Source organism: Paenibacillus sp. J22FR83, from assembly GCF_059691955.1.
The window spans coordinates 159,559-185,760 of the sequence record NZ_JCAUAM010000014.1; the positions used below are offsets into that span (position 1 = coordinate 159,559).

General features: G+C 48.2%; 16 protein-coding genes. 2 read left to right on the plus strand and 14 right to left on the minus strand.

Annotated features, from left to right (window positions below):
* Window positions 1–212: 212 nt before the first annotated feature.
* The 6 genes from AC58PV_RS24630 to AC58PV_RS24655 all read right to left on the minus strand — a co-directional run bounded on the left by AC58PV_RS24630 (window position 213) and on the right by AC58PV_RS24655 (window position 6,002).
* Entirely contained in the window at window positions 213–764 is a 552-nt protein-coding gene (locus tag AC58PV_RS24630; RefSeq protein ID WP_497435202.1) for a hydrolase, read from the minus strand.
* A gap of 167 nt (window positions 765–931) precedes the next feature.
* On the minus strand, window positions 932–1,435 hold the full coding sequence (locus AC58PV_RS24635) for a hypothetical protein (RefSeq protein WP_497435203.1): 504 nt from the start codon (window positions 1,433–1,435) through the stop codon (window positions 932–934).
* 522 nt (window positions 1,436–1,957) lie between these two features.
* Window positions 1,958–3,448, minus strand: a complete 1,491-nt coding sequence (gene rlmD, locus AC58PV_RS24640) for a 23S rRNA (uracil(1939)-C(5))-methyltransferase RlmD (protein ID WP_497435205.1) — start codon at window positions 3,446–3,448, stop codon at window positions 1,958–1,960.
* A 58-nt stretch (window positions 3,449–3,506) separates the two neighbouring features.
* Window positions 3,507–4,433, minus strand: a complete 927-nt coding sequence (locus tag AC58PV_RS24645; protein ID WP_497435282.1) for a diacylglycerol kinase — start codon at window positions 4,431–4,433, stop codon at window positions 3,507–3,509.
* A 52-nt stretch (window positions 4,434–4,485) separates the two neighbouring features.
* The gene (locus AC58PV_RS24650; RefSeq protein ID WP_497435206.1) at window positions 4,486–5,268 is read right to left on the minus strand and encodes a sirohydrochlorin chelatase; all 783 of its coding nucleotides are present in this window, start codon (window positions 5,266–5,268) and stop codon (window positions 4,486–4,488) included.
* Between the two features lie 443 nt (window positions 5,269–5,711).
* Window positions 5,712–6,002 (minus strand): YerC/YecD family TrpR-related protein, encoded by a 291-nt coding sequence (locus tag AC58PV_RS24655; protein ID WP_056612830.1) that lies wholly within the window; start codon window positions 6,000–6,002, stop codon window positions 5,712–5,714.
* 238 nt (window positions 6,003–6,240) lie between these two features.
* Between AC58PV_RS24655 and AC58PV_RS24660 the strand changes: the two genes are divergently transcribed.
* The gene (locus AC58PV_RS24660) at window positions 6,241–6,870 is read left to right on the plus strand and encodes an aminotransferase (protein ID WP_497435207.1); all 630 of its coding nucleotides are present in this window, start codon (window positions 6,241–6,243) and stop codon (window positions 6,868–6,870) included.
* An 80-nt stretch (window positions 6,871–6,950) separates the two neighbouring features.
* On the opposite strand, the gene AC58PV_RS24665 is transcribed toward AC58PV_RS24660, so the two are convergent.
* Both AC58PV_RS24665 and AC58PV_RS24670 read right to left on the minus strand, forming a co-directional pair.
* Entirely contained in the window at window positions 6,951–12,437 is a 5,487-nt protein-coding gene (locus tag AC58PV_RS24665; protein ID WP_497435209.1) for an S-layer homology domain-containing protein, read from the minus strand.
* Window positions 12,438–12,483: 46 nt separating this feature from the next.
* A complete protein-coding gene (locus AC58PV_RS24670; protein WP_497435210.1) occupies window positions 12,484–13,650 on the minus strand; it encodes a HupE/UreJ family protein in 1,167 nt (388 codons plus the stop codon).
* Window positions 13,651–13,957: 307 nt separating this feature from the next.
* Here AC58PV_RS24670 and AC58PV_RS24675 point away from each other — a divergent pair, with 307 nt between their 5' ends.
* The gene (locus tag AC58PV_RS24675; RefSeq protein WP_497435211.1) at window positions 13,958–16,078 is read left to right on the plus strand and encodes a helix-turn-helix transcriptional regulator; all 2,121 of its coding nucleotides are present in this window, start codon (window positions 13,958–13,960) and stop codon (window positions 16,076–16,078) included.
* Window positions 16,079–16,332: 254 nt separating this feature from the next.
* Here the strand turns inward: AC58PV_RS24675 and AC58PV_RS24680 are convergent, their stop codons facing one another.
* The 6 genes from AC58PV_RS24680 to AC58PV_RS24705 all read right to left on the minus strand — a co-directional run bounded on the left by AC58PV_RS24680 (window position 16,333) and on the right by AC58PV_RS24705 (window position 26,197).
* Window positions 16,333–17,736 carry an ABC transporter substrate-binding protein gene (locus AC58PV_RS24680; RefSeq protein ID WP_497435213.1) on the minus strand — a complete coding sequence of 468 codons (1,404 nt, stop codon included), beginning with the start codon at window positions 17,734–17,736 and terminating at the stop codon, window positions 16,333–16,335.
* A 93-nt stretch (window positions 17,737–17,829) separates the two neighbouring features.
* Complete coding sequence (locus AC58PV_RS24685) at window positions 17,830–18,909, minus strand: DUF3048 domain-containing protein (RefSeq protein WP_497435214.1); 1,080 nt, start codon at window positions 18,907–18,909, stop codon at window positions 17,830–17,832.
* 164 nt (window positions 18,910–19,073) lie between these two features.
* Entirely contained in the window at window positions 19,074–24,704 is a 5,631-nt protein-coding gene (locus AC58PV_RS24690) for a fibronectin type III domain-containing protein (protein WP_497435215.1), read from the minus strand.
* A 212-nt stretch (window positions 24,705–24,916) separates the two neighbouring features.
* Window positions 24,917–25,318, minus strand: a complete 402-nt coding sequence (locus AC58PV_RS24695; protein WP_497435217.1) for a rhodanese-like domain-containing protein — start codon at window positions 25,316–25,318, stop codon at window positions 24,917–24,919.
* Between the two features lie 27 nt (window positions 25,319–25,345).
* A complete protein-coding gene (locus AC58PV_RS24700) occupies window positions 25,346–25,606 on the minus strand; it encodes a metal-sensitive transcriptional regulator (RefSeq protein ID WP_173119021.1) in 261 nt (86 codons plus the stop codon).
* Between the two features lie 102 nt (window positions 25,607–25,708).
* Window positions 25,709–26,197 (minus strand): DsrE/DsrF/DrsH-like family protein, encoded by a 489-nt coding sequence (locus AC58PV_RS24705; protein ID WP_497435218.1) that lies wholly within the window; start codon window positions 26,195–26,197, stop codon window positions 25,709–25,711.
* Between the last annotated feature and the right edge of the window lie 5 nt (window positions 26,198–26,202).

Sequence of the window (26,202 nt, forward strand, 5' to 3'; positions counted from 1 at the left end):
GACGATCACGCCTCCTTATTAACTGTAATTTGTATGCATTTTAACCTTCTAAAATTGAATTCTGTCTCGGCTGCAGGTCGGAAAATAAAAGAGGATGTCGATTTTTTTCGACATCCTCGTCCGAAGCCTTAACATGCTTACCCTTGTGCTGACTACTATTAATGCTGCCTGTTAAACCCTAGCAAGGATCTCGAGACGATCAGATGCCCGATTTAAATGGAACCGCTTTCAAGTTGACGGAAAGATTCGTTGTTGGCAATTAACTGTGCCAAGGTTACTGGATAAAAGTGATTAATATCTACGCCAGCATTTAACATGCGCGGTTGGTTACGGTAAAACTTAAAAGCTGCACCCGTTCGATTGTTATGAATATGCCCGAAGATATGTAAACTGTCGCGATAATAAGCTGCCCATTCAGCAAGTGGGTAATGGAACAGAATAATGCGACGACCTTCATCCACAATTTCATCATATTGATTCACTGTTTCAAAGTAATCCGTCAGTTTGACCTGAAGTCTCCATTTTTCATGGTTACCAAGAATCAGGTGCTTCTTACCTTTTAATTGGTCCAGATAGTGATGTGGTGAGTTCTTTGATCTGAAGATCAGGTCACCGAGGATGTAGACTTCATCATCCGGTGATACAACACTATTCCAATTTGTGATAAGTGCTGCGTCCATCTCATCGGTTGAAGAAAACGGACGGTTACACATGCTGATAACTGATTCATGTCCGAAGTGCGTGTCTGCAATGTAAAATTTCATAATGGTTAACCCCTTAATAGACAAATAATTATGCTATAAAAGTAAATAAATGTAAATTGATGATTCATTCTAGCATTAATGTCTTTAGCACACAAGCTTCTCGCCCTGGATAATCGGGAAAACTTTCAGACAGCTGTTAAAACTACCGCTTATGAACTAAGTTCGTTTCACTGTTTAACCGCGTCAATGACTTCTAGGCAAACACCCTTTAACACTGCACGGTATTCGTTAATGTCTCGAGCCAGCATACCGAACTTTTGGTTTTGGTAACCCAAAATAGGGGTGGATAGCTCCAAGGTCTCCACTTTCAGGGTGCCACCGCTTAACAAGCCCGTACTCATACGAATATGAAAGGAGTCCTGAAAAGTAGACTTGGAGCGAGTTACCACCCTCTCACCTTTGGGAAGGTTGATATCCCATTGATAGGTGTACTGGTCAATACCAGTGATGCTTAAACGATCATCGGACAGTGACCAAGTAAACGTAATCACGATTTCAGCGGATAGCTTAACCCATTCTATGAAGCCCTTCCCATTCGAATGGAGTGCTAGATACATCCCCTCAAAGTCCGGCTGTGGTTTACGATTCTCAAGTAAACAGGAATCTGACCAAAGACCTATCAAGTCTATAGAATCCTGAAGTAAATCGTTGTTATTGTTTTGGATTCCCATTTACCTATCACCCTTCCGGATCAAAATTCTTAGAATTTTTGCATTTCCCCATTGCTAGAACCACCTGCATCGTGCAAGACCAGAGTCTACGAAACGGAATGTACTCAATTTTAAAAATGTAAAATAATGTAAATGTATACAGTTTGATTTTAACATTTATTTCTTAGAGCTACAAGAAGCTCCCTATACGGAGTCAGGAAAAGAATCAGACAGCTGTCTTTTTTAAAAACCCGGATAAGGACTATAAGAATTTAAAGGAACAACGATCTTTTTTATGGGTATTAGCGATCTAATCATCATTCATCCTTACCGCAAATAAGGGTGATCTCCACATGGAGATCACCCTTATTTGCTAGTATGAAGTATTCAGGCTTACAGCGATAACATTACCCTCGTCCATGATTAAAGTAAATCAAATTTCGTCTACAAGATCGGAGATAAAAGTTTCTGGGTTAGCTGTGGTACGCATCTCCAACTTCAATATAGGTAATCAATGTTTCCAATCGGTCTAGGTGTTCCCAATTATTTGTCAACAAGGTATGTTGACACTACACATTCAACATGCACCGTCCACGGAAACATATCCACCGGCGTCACCTCCGCGACGCCGTACCCACCATCGACCAGCACGCGCAGGTCGCGTGCGAGTGTCGATGCGGAGCACGACACGTACACCACGCGCCGCGGCCGCAGCTCGAGGATGGTCGCCAGCAGCGCCGGGTCGCAGCCCTTGCGCGGCGGGTCGACCACGATCACGTCAGGCCGGACGCCCTGACGTGTCCACTGCGGCAGGACAACCTCGGCGGGTCCTGCCTCGAAGTGCACGTTCGTCATGCCGTTTAACTCGGCATTCTTGCGTGCATCCGAGATCGCCTCTTCGACGATCTCGACGCCGTACACCTGTCCCGCGCGCTGCGCCAGGAACAGGGAAATCGTGCCGATGCCGCAGTAGGCATCGACGACCGTTTCGCCGCCTGTCAGAGCGGCGTACTCCAGTGCCTTCCCGTACAAGACTTCCGTCTGGAGGGGGTTCACTTGAAAGAAGGATCGTGCGGAAATGGCAAATTTCACATCGCCGATATAGTCATAGATGACCTCGCTGCCCCACAGGGTGCGCGTCTCATCCCCAAAAATAACATTGGTCTGCCTCACATTAATGTTATGGCAAATGCTCTTCACCGCAGGCAGAGCCTCGCGAATGCCAGCAATCCATTCATCCACACGCGGAATTTCCGTCCCATTGGTCACCAAAACGACCATGACTTCGCCCGTGCGGAAGCCGACTTTGACGACGACGTGGCGTAGCAGCCCAGTCCCCGTCTCTTCACTATAAGCGCGAATGCCTAAGCGCGAGCCGATCTCTTTTACACGTGCAACGACTTCATCGTTCGCCTCATGTTGAATGAGACAAGCCTCCATATCAATGATACGATGGCTGCCCTGCGCATAGAATCCGCCGATGAGGCCGCCCTGCTCTTCCCCAAATGGAACCTGAGCCTTGTTCCGATATCTCCACGGATCGTTCATTCCTAGCGTGGGATGAACAACGATTCCTTCACTGTTTTCCCCCGCAACCTGCAACTTCCCAATCCGCACCAAATTATCCACGACCTGCTGCCGCTTCACCCGAAGCTGCGCCTCATAACTCAAATGCTGCAGCTGACAGCCGCCGCACTCATCATAAATCACACAGTCGGGAGCAATGCGATCCGCACTCTTCTCAAGCAGTTCCACCAAAGAAGCATATCCATACTGCTTTTTCAGATGTCCTACTCTGACAAGTGCACGCTCACCCGGCAGCGCCCCCGCGACAAAAAGGGTAAAGCCATTCACACGGCCTACCCCTTCACCATCATGGCTGATCCCAATGATCTCAGCCTCGTATTGCTGCCCGACCTGCACAGGCAAGCCTGCCATCCAAGCGGGAACTTCTTTTTTCCCTTTATTCCCTGCGGAACCTGCCCTACCTCTATGTTTACCTGGCGCGGAGCCAGATGTACCTTTTGTTTTCATAATAACCTCACTTCATCTTTTAACCTTCCAAGTGGAGAAACGGGTTGTCATTCCAACCCTACTCCTCATCATGCCCATTTCCATGCCCCTTCAAATGAAACGGCGTGGTCAAAGCCTCAAGAAATTTCTTTTTATAAATCGACTGGCCCGACTCATCCACGATCACCTGCAGATGGCTCTGTAAATTCGTCATCACACATGGCAACGTCCCGCCGAACTCACCGTCGAGGTTTAACTGAACGTAGTCCGGAGAGTTAATTTCAATATGATTCGTCTGAAAATAGATCAGGTTCGGATCATTCAAATGCTCGCCGCGCAGCGCGAGTGTGACGATGCGGATGAATTCTGCGAGGTTGCACTTTTTCAAAATAATAACATCGAACATACCATCATTAATGTTGGCTTCCGGAGCCAACTTCTCGAACCCGCCAACGGAGTTGGTGTTGCCTACGAGGAACAGCATGACTTCTTCATGCATCTCGCGGTCGCCGGCTTTGATATAGAGCTCGATGGGCTTCAGCCTAGGCAGCTTCTCGAGTCCCTTCATATAATAGGCCAACTGGCCGATCATGGTTTTGAGCTTGCTCGGGACTTCATACGTCAGCTCGGTCATCGAGCCGCCCCCAGCGATGTTGATGAAGTAGCGGTTGTTGATTTTGCCTACATCAATCGAGGTTGTATACTGCTGAATAATCAGGTCGCAGGCATACTCCAAGTTCTTGGGGATACCGAGCGCACGCGCAAAATCGTTCGTCGTCCCCAGCGGCAAAATGCCCAGCGGCGGTCTGCCTTCTCTCTCGGCCATACCGTTGACGACTTCGCAGATTGTGCCATCGCCGCCGGCCGCGATGATGAGATCGAACCCGCGTCGCACAGCTTCGGTCGCTGCGAGTGTCGCATCTCCTTCACCGATGGTCGCGTGAGCGGATGTTTCGAACCCGCCGCGCTCTAAGCGCTGGAGGATTTCGGGCAATCTTTTCTTCATTTCTTCCCGGCCTGAAGTCGGATTATAGATCAATCGTGCTCGTTTGACCACTTTATTTCATCCCCTGTTCATCGTATGGGAATACGGAGGCAATCTGCCCCTCCATCCATTTGGCAATTTGCGGACTCGGCAACAAAGCCCGTCCATGATACTTATAGGTTAACCCTTCCAATCTGGAAGGAATCACTTTCTGTGTAAAATACCCTTCACTTAGAAAAAGCGGAGCAATAATCACCGTATACGCTGGCTTCTCACGGGCCCACCAGGCCATCTTCTCTGCTAGCTGATCCGGCAAAAGCATCGCAATATCCGCCTCGGCGAAGCCGCCTAACACCTTCACCCGCTCCGCGAGTTGCGTAAGTCCTTGGCGCCACTTCTGGTGGAAGCCCTCTTCCTTACTCCCATGCCCCACCAATAGTAGAATCTCTTCCTGGGGCGACACGGATAGCTCTTGGATTTTGCCATAAAGAATGTCTGCAATATCGGGATGATCATCAATCGGCGACGTGAAGTGAATGCGCGCGTGGATATCTAAGAACTCCATGTCGGTTTCGAGCACTGGCTCGGCAATAACCCCTAACGCGTAACTAATCTCGTCAATATGTGTACTCCCAGAGGACACGAACAGCGGAACGACGATGATATCGGTCACGCCTTGCGCCTCTAAACTGTAGATGCCATCTTGTATCAATTTGCCTTCAACAAGTTCCAAATAGGACGCATAAATGGGCATCGCATCCGGCATCCGAACCGCATTCACGGCATCCTCCACCAGCTGCACCCAACCCTCATCACGGGATCCGTGGCTAATGACTAGCACTCCATATTTACTCATTCCAACTTCCCCCACCCGTACGAACTAAGCCTATCTTCCTATGCTAACGAAAGTGGTCATCTATGTCAATTTGAGGTCTGCTAAATCATGAAAAAACTGTACTATTTCGCACTTTCGATTATAGTCGCTCCACAATAGATATGCTCACGTTTGGACTACTTATCGTAGCTCTGCTGTCGTTCAGAAATAAGAAATAGACCGCCCTGGTCAAAGGTAGCGGTCTATTTCTGATCGTTTCAACCATTCTAAGGCCTACCGCCCTTAAAAGCGGCTGTTGCGGGGAGAGTCGTGTTAGCTGCACGGCTCTCTTTGCATTGTGCGCATTTCTTGAAATCAGTATACCACAGTATGCTCACTGCATTCCATAGGAATAAGCTTACTCCTCTTGACAGAGAAAAACCCCGCATTACACGAGGTAATACAGGATTTAAGCCCATCATCATTTAACGATTCAAACGATCCAACGTCAACACATAACCATCGTTCCCGTAATTCAGGCACCTTTTGACCCGCGAAATGGTTGCCGTGGAAGCTCCTGTTTCCGCTTCGATCTGGTTATACGTGCATCCTTTGCGCAGCATGCGAGCCACCTCAAGGCGCTGCGAAAGCGACTGAATTTCGTTCACGGTACACAAGTCGTCAAAAAAGACGTAACACTCTTCAATATCCTTCAATGTTAGTACAGCTTCGAAAAGCTGGTCTATGGCTTTATCATTTAATTTTTTTAATTGCATCTGCTGTCAACTCCCGGTCAAAAAGCATGTTGGCTTCATGGTTCTCTAAGCTCCTGTGTATCATTCGACACGTCCTGGGTAATTCCTTCCTTTAGGATTGCAGAACGTTAAAATTTCTATGCGTTAATTGGCTAAATAGCAACAAATCCCCAAGACCCGTGACATTCGTCCATACCAAAGGTAGGCAAGTGACATATCCTGTAGGAGACAAATCTGATAAAAAGGATCGTGAATCCTAGTGACCAACCCAAGACAACAAATTATTGGTAATGGCGGAATTCGTCCTGAAGTAGAAACAAGGAGCTTAACCCTTCCAGGTGAAGGCTTCGGTCAGTACCCCGGCTTAGGCGGTGGCAATCCCTTCGGTGGTGGTGGCGGCTTTGAAGGTGGCGGTGGCTTCTTCGGCGGCCCTCCTGCAGGCGGCAATACCGGTGGCGGCTTCTTTGGCGGCGGCGGTGGCGGTAATGCAGGCGGTGGTTTATTTGGCGGTGGCGGAGGAAATGCCGGTGGTGGTGGCGGCGGTGGCAACTTCCTAAGCAATCTCCTTGGCGGCGGCGGTGGTGCTGGCGGTTCTTCGAACCCGCTTAGCGGCTTGAATATTAAGCAAATCTCCGGCTTCGTTGAGCGGATGGGCGGTATTGACGGCATCATCGGCACGATGGGCAAAGTTCAGAAGTTCATGTCGACATTTCAGCAAATGGCACCGATGGTGAAGACACTCCTTGGCTCCGTCGGCAAAGGAAAGGTCGCCTCTGGAGATGTAGAGGAAGTCTTCCGTCCGAAACGCAAACGCCGTAAGAAATCCGGCTCAGGCAAAAGGCGCAAAGGCCGCTCCACCTCTGGCACGGCTAGACGCAAACGCAGATAGCCTCATCTCATTTGATCCAACCCAGCACATTCGTAAAAGGCTCCCCGTCTTCATAGACGGAGGAGCCTCTTCACATGTTGCTATTTTTTCAATGATCTTAGAATAATTGCTGAAGCTTCCGCACGCGATGATATCCCTTGTGGTTTCAAGGTGCCATCTTGGTAACCATTCAATAGCCCTTTCGAAGTCAAGACAGCCACTGCCGACTGTGCCCACTCCGAAATAGATGAGCTATCGGTGAATGCCATGCCCTCTGCGCCTTTATCATTCATATGTGCGGCACGTACAATTATGACAGCCATTTGCTCTCGGGTAATCGTATCATCCGGACCAAAAGTCGTATCGGTGTAGCCTGAGATGATGCCACTAGCTGCCGCTGTGGCAATGGCATTCTTCGCCCAATGGTTGGTCGTATCGCCGAACGCCGCTTTACCGCTCTGATCGGCTAGCTTTAAGAATTTGACAACGATAGAGACGAATTCGGCTCTTGTAATACGGCCTTCCGGTTTAAAAGTACCATCTGGATAGCCATTGATCGCTCCCTGACCAATCAATTCGCGGATGTTAGCCTCTGCCCAGTGTCCTTTAATATCCGTGAGATTAGCTCCATCTGATCCAGGGTTTTCAACTGGCTTACTATCCTCTTTGGGACTAGCAATAACGGCAAATTTCGTAAAGTGCGTAACGGATCCCGTCACAGTGCCTTTCACCTTATCCACCACAATGTTCTCTAGTTGCACCCACTTGCGCGTTATTTCATTAAACCAATACAGACTAACTGATGATTGATTTAGATCGACTTTGGATATATCAAAAGGCAAGGTAACTTGAATCGCTTTGCTGAAATCTCCATCTGCATCTTTCTTGATCTCATACACATCGCTGACTAGCTTGGATGCTGTGTCGATCGGTAAGGTGGATGCGTCTGGTAGTTTATTCACAGTCACTTTGATTGTGCTCGTAACAGCGCCATTCGGAATCACTAGCTGCACGCCACCCAAGGTCGCTGTTCCGCCATTCGTCGGAATGGTCGTTTCTGTGCTATTCGCCGGAGCGCCTGTGCCTCCACCTCCACTGCCGCCACTTCCGCTATCGCCAGAATCGATGTCTCCCGGTTTGGTCGTGAATTTCCAGATATCTGACTGTGCTCTGCCGCCGTACACATCTTCGGCAACCGCATACCATTGATAACTCGTATTCTGCGCAAGGCCGCGCCACACGACAGATGCTTCCTGTCCGCTTTTCACACTAGGAACTCTTCCGATCTTCTTATCTGTATACACGTTGACCCCGATGTAGTCGGTAGCCACTCGTTTGGTTACGGGTTGCAGATTCAAGTCAATGGAGAACTCATCTTTACCCGGATGTTCGGTCGGATCATAGAAATTGTAGTCGTCTAAATACGGTGAATAAGTTTTCATGTTGATTTTGCCATGTGCCATATCGAACTGCATGAGTCGAATATAACCCAGTCCACCCTCTGGAGCGCCTTGGTAGTCTGCCAGCATTTGATAGACATTACGATCCGGTATTGAATCCCCGTTATCATCAATCGCGTCGACTTTCAACTGCGCATCATGATAGTGACCGGAAAGCGCAGCAATCACGTTCTTATTCGGTTTGATGACGCGTTCGAACACTTTCTCCGCCATCGGCGCGCGGTTATTGGAAACGAGCATGAATTCGTGGAAATTCAGAATTGCCTTCCGGTTCGGGAATTGTTTCAGAACTTCATTAATCCAATCAATTTCCTTATCTCCATAACCCCAACCCATGTAAATCACGATAAAATCGTTACCATTCGAGGAAACGAGATCATAATGTCCCCGATTGTTATCGTAGGATTCGCCATATGTTGGCTGATCCTTGAAACGATCTTCCCCAAACCATTTCGTATAGTAGCTATAATCATTGTCTTGATGACCTACGTCATGGTTACCCGCTAATACCCCATAAGGAATCTTCGCATCTTCCAAGACTTTCATGTCTTTATCCGCTTCAATCCATTGGTACTCTTGATCCGCATTATCTACGATATCCCCCGTGTGGATGACATATTTGATCTTATTATCTTCTTTGTGATCCGCGATCCACTTCACGATTTGCTGGTAGATATGCGGGTAGCTCTTGGAATAATACTGGGTATCGGACATCCATACAAAGGAGAAATCATAGTCGGACGACTCTACCGGGAGATTATTCTGAACCACGGCAATCTGATCCTGCACCATCACCTGAATCTTGCCCTTGTTCGCATACTCTCCAGCTGTTACCACAGCCTTCAACTCGAAATCCTCTGTACCCGCAATTACCGTCTTCAGCGGACTCCAGGACTGCGCGCTTGGACTCCAAGCATACAAGGAAACCTTGCGGCCTTCGAGCGATTTTCCTTTCCAGTTAATTTCCACTTTATCGGAACTTACAATAGCTGGATCTAGAGAAACCTCGAAACGTTGATACGGGAACTGCTCATCGGAATCATCAATCAGGTAATTCCCATCCAGTTTGCTTACTTTCTCATAATCCTCTGGGGCAAAAGGCTTCTCGCCATCCGGCTTCTCCTGCTTCGGAGGCTCGGTATCGGAGGCGTTGCGGTATCCTGTGAACTGCCCAGGAGTGCTCGCATCATATTTGAAACCACCATAGAAAGATACGTTCAAATCATCATTCATCGGATCGGCTACTTGCACCGCTAATGTCGTATCGCTGCTCATGCCCGCCGCACCTTGCGTTGGCGCTACTAACACAGGCAGATTTGGAATTTCATTCGGTACCTCGAAATTGATCTTCTGTTCGGAGACGTTGCCGACCTTATCCGTCGCTTTCAGGCTAAGTACATGCTTACCGCCTTGCAGCTGTGCGGATGACGTTGCTAGCGGCAATGTGATCGGCTGCTCGTCAAGCGTTGCCTCAACCTTGTCCACACCAGCAAGCGGATCGATTACGACCGCATCTAGCGTGAAGGGACCGCGGTACATTTTACCCTCTTCAATGGAAGGTTGAATGGTTGGAGCAGAGTTATCCACAATGATATGCGAGGTAACGGAAACCCCACCTGTATTGCTTACCGTAATCTGATGGTCGCCATCATTCATCGTTGGTGTATTCCACACATAAGCCTTAGAAGCCAACAGCCCTGCTGGAATAACGAAATCGAAGTCGACAACTGGCGGTTTACCCGAAGAATCCCCCATTTTAATTACTTTGGCTGGATTATTATACTTGGGATCATAAATGACCGTACCATCGTCGAATACGAGACGTACATTCTTCACATCGAAATTATCTTTATTCTCTGCTGGTCGATCATCAAAAGGCGATGCTTTCGAACCTGCTCTAATCGAGAACAGATTGCTGCCTTCCTTCAGGCGGTCCGCTTGAATCGGCGTTGACAACGTTGTGTAGCTATTCACTGTATCTTGGAACGTATAGAGAATATCTTGCCCTTGGGTAACGGCATTTTTGAAATAATAATTCACGCCTGTCACTTCAAAAGCAAAGTAGGCATTATGCTCAACCGCATGGAAGGTAGAAGTTGTCAGCTCGTTCCCATCAATCGCAAGCTTCAGGTCATCTGCGCTCAGTCCTTCGCCTGTCCCTTTAATCACCTTGGAGCCAGCAACAATGTCACCATCCTTGAAATTGAGGCGCAGCGCCGAATGATCTGAACCACCCGTTATGGCAATCCGCTTGGTGGCGGATGTCGTCTCATTTTGACCATCGGAAGAAACGAAGTAGTAATCTACATACGCATTACCAATGAGTTCTGGTGAGAAGATGGTGTAATGGTATAACGTATCTGCGAAGCTCTCTTTCAAATACTTTCTGCTGAACGTCGATTGCTTTTCTGTTTTATAGTAGAGTGCTACTGTCTTGACTGATGTGTCGTCTTTGACATCGCTGATCATTTCAAGATCGTTCGCTTGCGCAACGCTAGTCACTTTGGTCACATCGGTTATGACCGGCTTGCCCGTATCTGGTTTCACAATGATCGTCTTATCGGGCGATTGAACCGAATCCACGACTCCCGGTGTTGCAGCTACAACCCCAGCACTGTATTTCACCATCGTTGTGCCGCCGTCTTGTGGATACTTATAGAAGATCCCTTTATTCGGCTTAGCATCGCCAGTTACATAATAAGCGGACGATACTTCGATACCTGTATTCGTAGTAACCAAAATGCCTCGATTAGACCCATTAGCCATACCATCATTATGAATACGCACCATATTCGTGCCTTCAATCACGTGGGAATTGTAATTTGCATTGAAGTCCGCCTCAGTCGCATTCTCGTTCCCCGCGTTGATTACCCAGAAGACCAACGTTCCCTTGGACGGGATGACCATGTCTTCCTTGTCAGCAGGCCAAATGACATCTGCGTCCGGTCCGGTATCGGTATAACGGTAGATCAATTGATAGTCTTTGAAATTAATCGCTTGATCTGAATTATTGTACACCTCAATAAACTCATAACCATCTGATGAGCCTACATTCGTAGAATCAGGGACAACCTCTGTTACTAGAAGTGAAGGTACCTTCGTATAGTCAAAATCATCGAGTGCCACATCCACATGGTACACGTTCGATCTCACCGTATTAAAACCATCATCCGCCTGAACATAATACGTCAGTTGGCTCTCCGTTAACTTGCTTTTCGGAATAGCAGCTTGATACTGGTTACTGCTTGTGACCGTCATAGGGACCGAATCATAGGTCGTCTGTGCCCCCATTTGATAATAAACCGCTGCGGAAACTGTTTCGTTCTGCTCTGCATTCGTAATCTGCGCTTGCAAAATAAGATCGTTCTTCTGATCTGCTCCTGTAACTGGTGTATGGCTGACGACCGGCGGCTCCGAGAAGTTCAGCGGTACAGGCGGTACCTGAGTGGGATCCACAACACCTGGTGTTGCAGCAAATTCCCCTACAGAACTCATGACCATATTCTTTGTACCGTCGGATGGATAGCGATAGACAATACCTTTATCCGGTTTGGAAACCCCGTTTACGGCGCTTGTTTGATAGCTTGCGATCGCGATATCACTGCCGGATTTCTCTTTAATGAGAAGGGCTCTTGGACTCGTATTGGCCATGCCCCCGCCGCCATCCACACGATAGAGATTCACATATTCTTCTAGATTTGTATGGAAGTTCGCATTGAAATCGGTCACAGATAAACTGCCATTAGCCGCATTCGTTACCCATAAGGTAATGGTGGATTGCGCAGGGATTTTCATCGTGGTATAGGGCGTTGTTGCATCATGCATCCCTGGCCAAACCGTATCCGTGCCCCCATTGCGATAAACTAAGTTATAGTCTTGGAAATCAATCTCTTTATTCGTATTGTTATAGACCTCAATAAACTCATAAGCATCGGTAGAGACCCCAGCCACATTGGCGGTATCCGGCGCAAGCTCCGTTATCAATAGTTTCGGTACCTTCGAATAGTCTACAGCCGTCACTTGTACATCCGTATCAACTGCACTAGCCATAGGCGCCAACATACTGAACATCATGCCAGCTACGGTGACTCCAGAAATCAATTGTTTCAAACTCTTTTTAACCAACATCGTAACGCCCTCTCTTTATAAAATGGTGCAAACTTTCTACTGCTATCTATTGGGTAAGAATGCGTTCAATGAACCAGTACAGCCCGAATACGCCAACGATGCCCGAGGCATACATTTTCCAATTGATCTTCAGTGGTACGCGGCGTATCCATATGAGTAGAGGAATCAGAATCCCTACCACAACAAGTTGTCCTATTTCCACGCCTAAATTGAAAGAGAACAAGGGCAGCGCCATATGACCAGACAGTGTTCCTCGCAGCACCTCTGCGAACCCGAAGCCGTGTACCAGGCCAAACAACACCGTGACGGCGACGCGTGCACTCTCTTTCTTCTTCCAAATGTTTTCTACGGCTACATTTAGAATGCTAAGCGCAATCAAGGGCTCGACGATTGTCGGTGAGAGATACGCGATCTCCAAGGATGACAATACAAGGGTTATGCAATGTCCCACTGTGAACGCCGTAATCAGCTTCACGATTTTCCACACCCGCTGCTCGGCTGCAAGCAGTAGTCCGAATACAAACAACATGTGATCAAGCCCTGACCAGATATGCTCCATCCCCATGAGAATATAAGTGCGAAGCGTGCTGTGCCATGAACCAGTAGCCATGGACGAGGTATCGTTGACGGGGTTTGCCGCCGTTGCTGTAAGTGCTGCTTGGGCCGGGTTCCCGGCTGCCACTCCTGGTCCTTGAATCTGTACAATATAATTCTGGCTGCCCAGCACCTGCTCGATGGTCTGCCCGCCGACCTGAATGGTCGCATAATTGCTGTGATTCGGATCAACTCCGCTGTACCAGAAGAAATTGTACTGCATGAGATACCGTTTCACGGGGGAATCAAATGTATAGCGGATATCGATGCCGATCATGTCCATACTGGCCCGCTTCTCATGCTTGGCCCCAACAATGACACCTGTTCCCACCTTGCCATCGCCGGTCACGATGATCCCATCATCGACCAGCTTGCCGATCGTCCCCAAGGAGCTGGCCAGTTGCTGATCACTGATTTTGTCACCCCTATCCGCCTTATCGGGGAAGATTTGAAGAAGATCATGTTCCAAAAGAGAGAGATGGTACGTCATCGTATTGGAACCTATTTGAATATCCGAATAACCACTCGATGAGAAATGAGCTCCTGCTGAACTTGCTGCGGTCAGGAATACGATAACCATTATCGTTAACGCGAAGATGCTTTTTCTAATGTTCAACACATGCCTATTCCCCTCATCATTCATTTGCATATACGCATTTCGAAACGTGACTGATGTCTCCTTTCCTTCGGCTTCGTTGATACATGCTCATCATATCCAGCTCCCCACGGCTTGCCTATACACATGATTTGTGTTCCTGAGCGATTGTTACGATTCTTCTTTTAAGCTTTTATAAAGCGGAAAATACATAAAAGCGCCCAGCTTCCAATAAAAAGCCCATACCCTTCACGCCAGATTTCATCTACAATTAAGGTATATAACTCGCCGGAAGCAAGGCAGCGGAACAATCAGAAGGAGCCTGCGACTTATGAAACTTTTCTCCCTACAGAGATCCCTATTTCGAAACATCCTAGCTAGCTTTATGATCTTGATTCTTATCTTCTGTTCCTTTAATCTCTTGATTTTTTGGCTCGTCAAAAACCACCTCCGCAGCGAGATGATGGCACAGAATCGTCTTACCCTGCAGAAGGTGGCTGAGCGTTATCAATTTCAATTAGATAAAGTGCGTGAAGCCCTGTATAAGCAATTTACCGAGAAGTCGGTCATTACCCTTAACAATCAAGTCATTTTAAAAAAGGATACCGAGTCCCTCTCTACCCGTCCTATTGTGCTGAACATCCAGAGCATCGCAAGCGATTCCGAGCTATATGTGGATAATATGATTCTTATGTTCAGATCCACGAATCTGGCGCTGAGCAAGCTCGGTCCTGGCACCACGCTGGATCTATTCAGCAGCATCTACCGAAGCTCCTTATACCCACTCACTTACTGGCAATCGCAGTTTGATCGCAGTGACAATTATGTGCTTCATCCAGCGACTGTATTTGGCAGCCCCTCCCCAGCAGGTGAGTCAACAGGAAGAATGTTAATTCCTTATTCCATTAAGCCTGCGCTGGCCGACAACATGATGATTGCTATGATTGACGGTGATCGCTTGCGTGATGCGATTCTGAAGGAATATCCGGATCTGGACATTACGATCGTGGGACCGAATGAAACGGTTATTTATGCGACGAGTAAAAATTTAAATCAGCTCCAGGAGCCGGTCGCTATAGAGTACCAAGATGAAGACGGGTTGCGTTACGTCATGAAGATGACGAGTGCTGAATTCACATCTCGCATCCTACGGATCGATAATCTCATGATGATTCTGTTAGGCGTTTCGATTGCCATCGCCTTCATCGTCTCGCTCTTTTTCAGCAAACGAATCCATCAACCAGTCCGACAACTGATCCAAGAAAAAGGCGAGATTCAGCAGGAGCTGCACGATCAACAATCGGAGTTAATAAACTATCATTATATGAACAGACTGAAGAACATCCATCCTGACCCCGATGAATGGCGGCATATTCAAGGCACCGAGGGAACTTACACCATCGTGCTCTACGAGCTGCGTTTCCGCTCACCCGCTTTCACCCAAGTCCCGATGAGCAGAGAACACATCTCACAAACGATCGGCGAGCAGCTCAAACGCTGGACCGAGGAGCGTTTTCGGGATTCCCATACGTTGCAAATGGAACATCATCAGTTTCTAACGGTGTTCCCTGGCAACGAGCGTGAACGCATCCTTGGGATGCTCGAAGAATTGAAGAGTGTCCTAGATGAAGACCGTCAATACTGCCTAGTTACTGCTGCTATTAGTTCCGCCTTCGAGCATTCCTTGCAGTTTGGTCACGCCTACCGACAGGTGAACGAATTAGCTGCGCAAGCCCGCTTACTGGAAGAGTCGCAAATTGTCGTTGAGTATCGCTCGGATCGAGCTACGTACTTCCTGACCCTCACTCAGGAGCAAGAATTGACCACAGCGCTGAAATCGGGCAAAGAACAAGAAACGCTGGACCTCTTCCTTCCATGGCTAGACGAGTTAGACCAGAAGGAAGCCTCTGTGGATACATTTAAGCACATGGTTCTTGCTGTGACCGATAAGGCCAAAATGGTCCTCGACCATTACAAAGTACAACCTGACGATACCTTGCAGCTGAGGTCCATCCTGCTTCAATTAGAGGAATGCTGCTCGTTGGACGAGTATAAACGCAGCTTTGAAACTTATTTCCGTATCGTCACTCACCTCATCCGTGAGAAGAAAGAGACCCATGATCCCATCATCGATCATGTGCTTAACGTCATTAAGGATCAGTATGCTGACGATCTTTCACTCGATATTCTCGCTGATCAACTAACACTAACCAGTTCCTACCTCTCTACGTATATCAAAGAGAAAACCGGTGCCAACTTCATGGAACATTTGCATGATCGACGCGTAGTTTACGCGCAAGAACTGCTGATCCAGACCGACTCCAACATCCAAGACATCGGTCTTCAAGTCGGCTACCGCAACATCTCTTCGTTCAATCGCATGTTCAAGAACCGCACAGGCTCTTCGCCTGGCGAGTACCGTCGAACACATTTGTTGGATAAAAGGGCATGAGAAAGGCGGCTATAGATCCTCTTACAATGAGGAATTATAGCCGCCTTATTACATTCTCTGTAACCGCCAAAACCTCTATCTAACGGGGATTCGGACACATTTGTATGAACTGGAAAACATGTAGCTAAATTAACCCTTTTTCGTTCTAATAGGTTAACTGTATGAAATTAACTGTACTTTTTCCATCTATTGAGCATCTGCACCCATAATCCCCGAAAACAACTGTACAAAATCCATCTATTTGCCTCTGCGCTTCATTTCAACGTCTTATTATACGCATCGATCTTGGCGTTAATTTCTGCAGTTGCTGCATCGAGGGCTTCCTGCGGCGTTTTCTGCCCGCTCAGCGCCTGGCCGATGGCGTTCTCCGTCAGCTTTCTCGCTTCTGGATAGACCCCCAGAACCCCCCCCTGTGTGGCTTGATTGTGCTTGGCGGCGTTATGCTGCTCAATGGCTGTCTTGAACTGTGGGAACTGCTTCATATTGTCTTGCACGATCGGCAGCTCATAGGCCTTCTCTGTAATGGGGAAGTAGCCTGTGTTGACATGGAAGAACGCTTGCTGCTCAGGCTCGGACAAATACTTCATGAATGCCCATGCCGCCTGCTGCTCCTCCTTGGATTTGCTGTTGAGGATCCAGTTGCTTGCCCCGCCTACTACCACACCGCCAACACCCTCGACTGGCTTGGGGAAGAAGCCCGTTCCGACTTCGAACTTCCCATTAACGGAATCAAGGATATCTCGCAGTCCAGCCGTTGTATCGAAAATCATGGCGACTTTCCCTTCGGCGAACATTTTCTTGGATTCATCGCTCTTACCCACGGAGTAAATGGCCGACTTGCTGTCAATTAAGCCCTTCCACCAAGTAAGCGCCTTGACGCCCGCTTCTCCATTCAATTGCCACTCTGTTGCTACACCATCACGCCCATTGCCCGCGTTGACCAGTTCAGCGCCTTGATTAGCAATAAGCTGTTCCATGTACCAACTGTGCGTGCCGAAGTAAGCGCCGGACACACCGTCACTTGTTACCTTTTTCGCCACTTGGGCAAGGTCTGTATAGCGTACTGGCGGTTGATCGGGGTTTAATCCTGCCGCTTTGAACAGATCCCTGTTGTAGTACAGAATAGGGTTAGACGTGTTAAAAGGCATCGAATACAGCGTATCAGCCACCCGATAATAATTAAGTATGGCTTCATCCATTTGCGATACATCATACTTGTCCTGATCTACGAAGGTCTGAATCGGCGTGATCGCCTTAGAATCGATCATATATCGCGTGCCGATATCGTACACCTGCATCATGGTTGGCCCCAAATTGGAACCAATGGACGCTTTCAACTTGGTTAAACTATCGAAGTAGGAGCCCTGAAAGACAGCCTCCACCTTAATATCCTTATGTGCAGCATTGAAGTTGGTGACGAGCCTGTCCACCACTTGACCGTTCTCACCGCTCATGGAGTGCCACCAGACTACTTTCTTAACGCCATTCATGAATGGATCAACTTCACCAACTTCTGCAGCTTTAGCGGCATTCCCTGCCACTGTGCCTTTCACCACATCTTCTTGCCCCCACACCGAATAAACGCCAAGTAGGCCGAACACCAGCACAATGATGATGAAATAAGCGGGTATCGAAATTTTACGTTGAAATAGCTTCATTCTTATCCCTCCTATGACTAGTAATCATAGGATCTCAGTGTTTGCCTGTGATTAAGGGAATGTAAACGGATTGTAAAACATGATCAAAGAGGACTACTCCAGCTTCAGCTTCGTCCCCTCCGGTACGATCTGCACCCACGTGTTGCCCGGCAGCAGCGGCACTTCCTTGCCATCGCTGGCATAGGCGCGCAGCATGCCGTTCTTGCGTTCCCACGTGATCGCTTGGGACACTCCCTCTTGGAAGATCACGCCCTTGTTCGGCCCGAACACATCCACAATACGGCGCCCTTCTTTGTCAATGATCTGATGCTTACTCTCCAAGACAAGCAGATTCTTGGTCTGCAACTGCTTGCCGCTCTCCTTATCGAGATGAGGCTTCCCTTCCATAGAGCGCTTGTACACGCCCCCAACAGCATCATACTCATACGAAGCGAAATACCCCATGAGGTATGGGATTTGAATATAATGAACGGCTGCACCCGTGAGTTTTGCTTCACCGGCCTTAGCGAATGTGAGCAAAGGCCCATTCCATTCGGTGCGGAACTTGCGCGCGTCGGCACCCTTTTTCATTTTAGCCACAGAGGTATAGAGATTGTGCGGTGGCTTCCGATCCGTGGAGCGCCAATAGTAGGCGCCATCGCCATAGACTTCATCGAGATGGGCCAGATTGCGGCCTGCCATCATATCCATCGCATCCTGGCTCCAGCCAGCATGTACAATAATCGCATCCAGCGCATCGCCAATCTCCACAAAATAAGGCCGAATGCTGCGCACAGGACCAATCGCTTCAGCAGCTTGGCTCTGGAACACCGAAACGAATCTAGTAATCTCGCCCTCGGCTAGGATTTCATAGACGATGTCGGCCTGATCGAGGCCGGTTTGGGGCCGGGCTTGCGGCGCATTTTCGACCATGACCATATAGGGACGGGTCTTCACCTCGTAATCGGCTGGCAAACCAGTTAACGGAAATTTGAAAGGGAGCTGCGCTTCCACCGTTGGCGTAGGCTGCGTTGCAGGCGTTGGGCTCATCGTAGCCGTCACAGGGACGGATTCCGGAGTGGTTGTAGATATCACAGAAGTCCCATCACTGCAACCTGCAAGGGTCAGGACAGAGCATCCAAGTATGAGCCATGTGCGAAGCGTTCTTTTATGGATTAACGGCAATGTTATCAAAGGGGCTGCACCTCTTCTTCTCGTGGACTATCGATCTCTGAGAAGTATATGCTAGACCGTTAGGAAATAGAAGCTAGCAGAATCACTCGAGTCCGTCTATATCTAAAATTAACCACCAAACAAAAAACTGAACCTACGCCTCGGCGTGGTCCAGTTTCCCTTTGTTACATTTGAAAATTTACAGCTAAGTTGGATGAGGTGTTCGCTACTGTTTCCTTGTACACACCACCATAGGACATTCCGAACGTATAGACGCCAGGCAGTAATTCCTTATGAATTTCACCGCCAACCGTACTACCGAAGGTCCGCCAACTCCCTGCATAATAACTAGCGGAACCGCCATCCAGCGGATTGCCCAGACTATCCTCCAACTGTACGTTCACATTGACCGTCTGGAAGTTAACCACAGGGTCAGTTCCTATATTTTGCGCTCTCTCCTTATACGTTCCTTCGTAAGTCATCGCGAACGTATACGAACCTGGCAGCAATTCCTTGCGAACTTCCCCGCCTGCTATATTCCCGAAGGTCCGCCAACTCCCTGCATAATAGCTCGCTGAACCACTGCTAAGCGGATTCCCCAGACTATCCTTCAACTGCACGTTCACATTGACCGTCTGGAAGTTAACAACAGGGTCCGTTCCTATATTCTGCACACTCTCCCTATAAGTTCCTTCATAGGTCATCGCAAAGGTATAAGAGCCAGGCAGTAATTCCTTGCGAACTTCCCCGCCTGCTATATTCCCGAAGCTCCGCCAACTCCCTGCGTAATAACTCGCTGCCCCACTAGTAAGTGGATTGCCCAGACTATCCTTTAACTGTAGCTTCACGTTAACGGTTTGGAAGGCCACCACGGGATCTGTACCTGTGTTTTGGGCTTTCTCCGTATACGTGCCTTCGTAGGTCATAGCGAACGTATACGCTTTATCTGGCAACGACTTGCTGACGGTTCCAGAAGCATTCGTAACGCCGAATTCTTTCCAACCCCCGTCATAGTAGGATACGACTCCACCACTGATGGCATTTCCGTTGCTGTCTTTAAATTGAACGCTTACCGCATCAGGATCTACCTCTGGGGCTGGATCCTGCAGTAGAATTTTACCGTATTGACTTACGTTTTTCGTACCGCCAATCCCACTGGCCCACTCCAAATATCCAAGCCGACCGTTGCCATTGTTATTATTGACAAGCAGCGAGACAAAGATTGGTTTCGTCGTATCTAGCATGTAGGGATATAGCTCTGACCAAGCAAGATGAACCTTATAGATTTTCTTACCGCTTTGGGAACTGTCGACAAGCATGCTTCCGTTCTGAACGAACTGACCGGCAGGCGTCCAGTTGGATGGCAAGTCTCCGCCAATATAAGGCGCAGTCCCCTTGTAGAGGACAGGACCGCTAGCCGTCAATGCGGCTTGGAATTCCACTTGTGCGCCAACCATGCCGACGCCTGATGTATCAAGGCCAAATTGAATACTGTCGCCGATATAATAATTACCCTTGGACTCGTTTGGTACGAAAGTGGCATCCGTTACCTCTATGACGAGATCGAGTCCATCACTGGCCGCCCCCACTGCTGCACGAGCTGCAAACCCTGTGGGTTGTTCGGAAGTCAAGCTCTTGAATTCCCAATTGTCGTTAATCCAATGGATATCCGTGCTCAACGCACCTGTGGTACGGTCAAACAAATTGCTCTTACTGCCAACTGCGGTGGGAACATTGGTGTTTTGTACGGCTTTTTCATAGTCAGACAATAGGACATCTTGCGTCGAAGTCAATCCAGCAAGATAAGAGGCGTTCACGTTGCTGATGTAATACATTTTGTTCGGTTTCACTTGCAGCGTAGGAGCTGCTGCCTCTGTACCGCCGATCCAATCGCGAACGACGGTGTTGCTTGTAAAAGCACTAGCAAGTGCTGGTGCGATGGTACCCGCATTCGCATCCTCGGACCATACGACGAGAATCGGTGATCCTTCACTTTCGAAATAGACAGCTTTCTGATTTCCACTTAGCGAATACTCGCCTTTGTAGACGATATCATTCCCCAATGTCTCGATAAATCGATGCATGACCACGGATCCTAATCTCGGCTCAAGCTGTGGCTTCTTGCGGAATAATCCAGAAGATTCCGTAAACCAGCCTTCTTTATTAGCGAATGGTATGGCTTCGATTTCCGTATTATTAATCATGTCAAAATAGGCGATTTGTTCGACCCCATTCTTCATCTGGTACATATAGTCGTACAGCATCTTTCTTGCAATTACGGGCTCTGATTGGATAGATGTTGTTTCCGAAGCATTGACGAGCCCTGCATGGCTCTCGGAAGACACCCACGGCTTCGAAGGTACATTGTACCTTTGATCATAGGCTTGGTACTCTTTGGGATCCGGTAGCTTCCCATGAAGCGCTAACTTATCAAAATAATTGGTTGCGCCAAGACGCAGCAATTCATTATAGAAAGGCAAATATCTATGACCGCCCATGCCTCCGATCCAAATCTCGGAATTTGGCTGAACACTTTTAATCGTCTCATAACCGGTACGCAGTAACTCCACGAACTTCTCTGGTGTGTCTTGCCAGAAAATACTTCCGCCTTTCAAATGAGGTTCATTCCATACTTCCCATTTGGTAATCCGATCGCCATATCGCGCGACAAGCGCACTCAGGAAATTAGCAAAATCATTCATATCGGCTGGGGCATAAGCCGCATAACCAGGTACGCCGATATAAACGTTTGTATCCTCTGGGTGCGAAGACGCCCACTGCGGTGTAAACACAATGTTGCCGATGATGTCCATGCCAACGCTTTGCAATGTATTGACATGCTCATCAAGTCCTGCCCAGTTAAACACACCACGACTCGGTTCAATGGCCATGCTCGTATCGCCGAATTGTCCTCCCCATGGGATGGTATGAATTCTCGCAAAGTCAAAGCCAACCAAATCTGCTAGTTCTATCGCTCTTAAATCACCAAAACCATTACTAAATCCGAACAGCGGATTGCGATCCGCTTTACTTATGGATTGACTTTCTACAACTGCTACAGATGTTCGATTGCGTACAAATTCTGCTGCCGTTCGTTTCGGGCTAGACAAGATGCGGTACGATTGTTGAAGAGGAAGAGTGCCCGCAACCCCTTGTTTCGTATAGTCAAAAGCGATTTCGTAGTACCCTTCGTGACTAGGTGTCCAGCTCCAACCCGTTGTTAGCAATGTTGCTCGATCTACCGTTGCTTGCCCAACAACCTGACTATCCGTATCATAAACAGTCCCTGTCAACGTTTGCACGGAAAGGGGCAACTGATCTGCGACCGCCTTGAATACCACATTTTGACCGACCTTCCACCAATTTGCGAAGGCGTCTGCCTTCAGCGGGAAATATTCCACGGACTGCATGCTGGCGTCGTCGTAATACAGTGTTCCTGCATTCGTACCACTAGGTGACTTGGTTGTGGCTACATTCAACTGAACTTGATTCGTCCCTGCCGGAAACATACTATTATCTATCGTAAATGAAATATCCGTCCACGCCGTGCTGCTCAAGGTTGGCGTGTTAGCCGCAGCCGTGCTGAGGAATGCACCATCCTTAAAGTAGCTGATGAACACCCACGCGCCATTCCCAGCGTAATCAGCCGATTTCTTGGCTTTTACCGAAATCTTAATGGTTTGCATGCCGCTGTCGATCGGGATGATTTTGGATGAAAACCCTGCGGCTCCAATACTTGTCGCGTTAATATATACCGCGCTCGTGCCGCTGTTGACCGTTGCCGTCGTAGTGCCCATATCGACTCCGCTTGCTCCGCTCCATAAGGAAGAGTTCCAACTAACAGGAACAAGTTTCGTTCCACTTGTTTTCGTCTCTTCAAAACCAGGATTCGCTACATCATAATAGCTCGAGGTAATGACATTGGCCACATTGCTCGCAGGAGAAAGATTGCCCGAACCATCTTTCGCTTTCACCGTAAACGCATAACCACTATAGGCTTCGAGACCTGTAACCGTATAGGTCACCCCGGTGACGGTTGCTACTAGCTTCGTACCATCGTTGATTTCGTAGCCTGTTACGCCCCCATTGTCGGTTGACGGGTCCCAGGTGAGCGTGACACTCTTCATCTTAATGTCGGATGCCGTTACGTTAGTTGGCGCTGTCGGTGGCTGAGTATCGTTCGTCACGAAAGCCTGGCTTGCTGGGGATACATTCCCCGCCGCATCGACGGCTTTCACCGTAAACGTATAACTATTGGCTGCGATCAGGCCACTTGCCGTAAAGGTTAAACCTGTCACAGTTCCCACCAACACCGTGTCTTTATAAATATGGTATCCCGTCACCCCGATATTATCGGTCGAGGCATTCCAAGCCAAATCAACACTTCCTGCCGTCTGACCTACGGCGTGGAGATTCGTCGGTGCGCTTGGCGCTGCCGTATCTGGAATTAATTCGATCGCAGCATCATCATAAAACAGCGTTCCTTGCTGGCTAGCACTGCCGCCACGCAGCGTTGCTAGATTCAATTGTAAGTTATTCGTGCCTGCCGGCAGGGTAGCCGTATTCACAGTCACTGAAATCTCTTTCCATTCACTACTGCTCAGCGCCACACTTGGCGCAACAATAGTACCAAGAAAAGATCCATTTTTCGCATAACTGAAGAAAACCCACGCATCATTGCTGACATAATCAGCGGACTTCTTGACCTTCACCGTCGCTTTGATTTGCATGTTATTATCAATCGTCATCGTCTTGGATACCCAACCTGCGGCTCCCGCATCCACTGCGTTTATATACAGGGCGTTAGTTCCGCTATTGGCCTCCATCGTCGTTACCCCTGTATCCACCGGCGTCGTTCGCGACCATAAGGCCGAATTCCAATTAACAGGAACAAGCTTGTTTCCGCTTAGCGTCGTGATCTCAAACCCAGGATTGGCGATGCTTACTACATTCGGCGTGGTCAAACTTACAGCATTACTGGCCGCAGATAGATTGCCTGCCGTATCCTTCGCTTTTACAGTAAACGTATAACTAGCACCGGAATTGAGAGCGCTTACGGAATAGGATAACCCTGTCGTAGATCCAAGCAGCGTTGTGCCATTGTAGACATCGTACCCTTGGACGCCAACATTATCCGTTGAGGCATTCCATGCCAGATTAACACTCGTCGCTGTTTGGCTCGTAATGGCAAGATTCGTCGGAGCTGTTGGCGCCACCGTATCCAGCAGTTCCATCGTGACATCATCATAATAGAGTGTCCCGGCGTTGCTGACAGTGCCTGCTTTCGATGTCGCTAAGTTCAACCAGAGCATATTCGTTCCCACTGGGAACTGACTGCTGTTGACCGTTAACGTGATCTCTGTCCATTCCGTGCTGCTTACGGTGGTCATATTGGATGAGCTTATCCCTAGAAAAGTACCACTATTACCATAGCTAATGAATACCCATGGGTTATTGCCGGCGTAATCCCCCGATTTCTTCACTTTCACGGTGGTTTTGATGGTTTGCGGACTGCTGTCGATCGGAATCGCTTTGGATACCCAACCAGCCGCTCCCGCATCCGTTGCAGAGATAGAGAGTGACTTTGCCCCGTTGTTATAAACCGCTGTCGTTACACTCGTATCCACCGGCGTCGTTCTATTCCATAGCCCTGTCGTCCAATTCGTCGGTATCAGTTTCGATTGACTCATCGTTGTTTCTTCGAACCCAGGATTAACCACATTAATAACACTTGCTGCCTGAACACGCGTTGACATCGTTGGAAACAATGCAACCAACATGGTGCAAAGTAACAGCCATACGACGGTCTTCCTCATAAATACATCCCCTCCTTGATTTCATTTGGACTCTCGAAAGCGCTTTCCATGATTTCACTTCCCTTTATTGATGGATTACATGGATAATTATAAGTGGACTGAAGTGGTCAAAGATATGAGACGATTTATACTTGGTTATCCGATTTTATCTTTTTGACAAAAAAAAGCCGCCAACGAATTGATCGCTGACAGCTTTGCCCTACGCTATTCTTTTACGCTCCATCACTGCTTTGCTGTGTTACACTACCCTTCCACGCCATCATACCGCCCTTCAGATGGGCCAACTCGCTCCATCCATTCTTACGAAGAACTCGAGCAGCTTGCTTACTCCTCATGCCACTTCGGCAGTAGAGATAGAGGGGACGATCCTTCGGAATCTCGGCCAGTCTTCGGTTCATCGTGGACAATGGAATGTTTACCGCCCCTGTAATATAGCCTTGCTTCACTTCACCCGGCTCGCGCACATCGATGAGATAATGCTTGTCCTTACTCATGGCCTCCTGAAATTGATCGGAAGATAAATTACGCAGCCCTTTGACACCGGCAAACCGAGAATAGAAGAAAAACACGATAAACCCAAGTGCCACGATATTGAAAATCATATTACTATCCATAAGTTTCCTCCTTTCTGAAGCTTATCTTTATCTGCTTTTAACTAACAATTCCACAGCTTGCTTCACAATTTTACTAGTGTCTCTACCCGCTTCCTGTTCCTCTTTAATACAGTTCTCCAAGTTGACAGCCACAATGGTCGCAATCGCTTTATCCGCAGCACTGCGAACAGCTGAAATTTGACTCACGACATCTTTACAGTCCTGTTCTTCCTCCATCATCCGTAAAATGCCACGAATCTGGCCTTCCATGCGCTTTAGCCTTTTTTTCACATCATCATCGTATTGCATAGACAGCCATCCTTTCCTATACCTGTATAGGTATATTATTGCCTATGTTCTAGATGAAAACAACCTGAAAACCTGTCGCGATATCATTGCCCGCCTCGCCAACTAAATAAACAAGTTCACCTTCGCTTCCGTCGCATCGCCCAAATAAGCCGCAACTCCCGCATGTTCAACCCCATCCAGCAGCTCTTCCTCCTGCAACCCGAGCAAATCCATGGTCATCGTACACGCGACTAAACGGATGCCTTGCTCCTGAGCCAACTCAATCAATTGAGGGAGCGACAGCGCATTATGCTTTTTCATCACATGCTTGATCATTTGCGGGCCCATGCCGCCGAAATTCATTTTGGAAAGGCCTAATTTATCTGCGCCACGTGGCATCATTTTACCGAACATTCGCTCGATGAAGCCTTTCTTAACGGCTATTTTCTGATCTTTACGCAAGGTATTCAGTCCCCAAAAGGTAAAGAAAATCGTAACCTCGTGATCATAAGCCGCCGCTCCATTAGCAATAATGAAAGCAGCAATCGCTTTGTCCAGTTCACCGCTGAAGAGCACAATCGTTGTTTTGTCCTTGGTGTCCCTATCCGCCATTCTGC

Bases quoted from the DNA above. Each gene is read 5' to 3' on its own strand.
- AC58PV_RS24630 (WP_497435202.1), bottom strand. From the start codon at position 764: ATGAAATTTTACATTGCAGACACGCACTTCGGACATGAATCAGTTATC.
- AC58PV_RS24635 (WP_497435203.1), bottom strand. From the start codon at position 1,435: ATGGGAATCCAAAACAATAACAACGATTTACTTCAGGATTCTATAGAC.
- rlmD (WP_497435205.1), bottom strand. From the start codon at position 3,448: ATGAAAACAAAAGGTACATCTGGCTCCGCGCCAGGTAAACATAGAGGT.
- AC58PV_RS24645 (WP_497435282.1), bottom strand. From the start codon at position 4,433: ATGAAGAAAAGATTGCCCGAAATCCTCCAGCGCTTAGAGCGCGGCGGG.
- AC58PV_RS24650 (WP_497435206.1), bottom strand. From the start codon at position 5,268: ATGAGTAAATATGGAGTGCTAGTCATTAGCCACGGATCCCGTGATGAG.
- AC58PV_RS24655 (WP_056612830.1), bottom strand. From the start codon at position 6,002: ATGCAATTAAAAAAATTAAATGATAAAGCCATAGACCAGCTTTTCGAA.
- AC58PV_RS24665 (WP_497435209.1), bottom strand. From the start codon at position 12,437: ATGTTGGTTAAAAAGAGTTTGAAACAATTGATTTCTGGAGTCACCGTA.
- AC58PV_RS24675 (WP_497435211.1), top strand. From the start codon at position 13,958: ATGAAACTTTTCTCCCTACAGAGATCCCTATTTCGAAACATCCTAGCT.
- AC58PV_RS24680 (WP_497435213.1), bottom strand. From the start codon at position 17,736: ATGAAGCTATTTCAACGTAAAATTTCGATACCCGCTTATTTCATCATC.
- AC58PV_RS24690 (WP_497435215.1), bottom strand. From the start codon at position 24,704: ATGAGGAAGACCGTCGTATGGCTGTTACTTTGCACCATGTTGGTTGCA.
- AC58PV_RS24695 (WP_497435217.1), bottom strand. From the start codon at position 25,318: ATGGATAGTAATATGATTTTCAATATCGTGGCACTTGGGTTTATCGTG.
- AC58PV_RS24700 (WP_173119021.1), bottom strand. From the start codon at position 25,606: ATGCAATACGATGATGATGTGAAAAAAAGGCTAAAGCGCATGGAAGGC.
- AC58PV_RS24705 (WP_497435218.1), bottom strand. From the start codon at position 26,197: ATGGCGGATAGGGACACCAAGGACAAAACAACGATTGTGCTCTTCAGC.